Origin of the sequence: Corallococcus sp. RDP092CA (assembly GCF_041903675.1) — a bacterium.
Lineage (GTDB): Bacteria > Myxococcota > Myxococcia > Myxococcales > Myxococcaceae > Corallococcus.
Genome location: NZ_JAYESI010000103.1, coordinates 1 through 891 on the forward strand (window position 1 = coordinate 1; position 891 = coordinate 891).

At 63.7% G+C, this 891-nt stretch carries 1 pseudogene; it reads left to right on the plus strand.

What is annotated here, in order from left to right:
• Positions 1-623: 623 nt before the first annotated feature.
• Positions 624-891, plus strand: a pseudogene (locus U8525_RS34350) (serine/threonine protein kinase); the annotation flags it as partial.

Sequence of the window (891 nt, forward strand, 5' to 3'; positions counted from 1 at the left end):
ACGGCGCGCTGCCGATGATGAAAGGCCATCAATTTGAGCCTCTCATGAGGCGTTTCGGCGAACTCGTCCTTGAGCAGATGTTCTTCCGCGAGGTCTACGCCGTCCTATAAACAAGGGGATGCATCAGGTGCAGGTCACCATCGACAGGAGCCAGCCAGGTGATCCTGGCGATGAAGGGGTGTTCAGGGATGGCTCCGTGACAGGGGTTGTCTTCAAGGGCAATCGCACCATCCCCAAAGGGACGGTGTTCTCCGGCCGGTTGTGGACGGGAGATGGGACGTTCCTGCTGGCCCGTTACACCGAAGCGCACCTCCCGGACGGACGCACGCTTCCGGTTTGCTTCGCTATTGGCCTGGACGGCCCACATGAGGCATGGGAGGACTCCAAGCCGGGGGCAGTTCGCTACTCTCGCGTCGAAGTGGCTTATGCCGTGGATCGCTGGCCCTAAGCCCTGGAGTGTCAAGACTCGTTACGCCTCGGAGCGTGTCTGGACTGATTCCGTGAATAGCAGGGAAGTTTGAAGTAAGTGACCTGTGGCGTCGTTCCCGGAGGAAGGCAGCCGGAGGTAGCTTTCCGTCTGCCTTTGCGCGGCTCCCCCGCGCGGGCATTCAGGAGCCCCTTCCATGTCCAGTGGTGCTGACTCCCGGTTCGCCGGGGGTGCTGTCCTCTTTTGCGACGGTGATACCGCCTACGAGTTCTTCCAGGACCTGGGCACCGGCCGCAACGGCGAGCGTGTCCTCTTCGCGCGGCCTCGGACGCCCAAAGGCTACCGGGGCAAGGTCCTGGTGAAGTGCGTCCCCCTGCCGGAGGGGCCCGCGACGGAGCGCTTCCTCCGGGCTCGCGCGCGGCTGGAGGAGGAGGTGCGGCTGGCGCAGTTCCTCCAGCACCCCA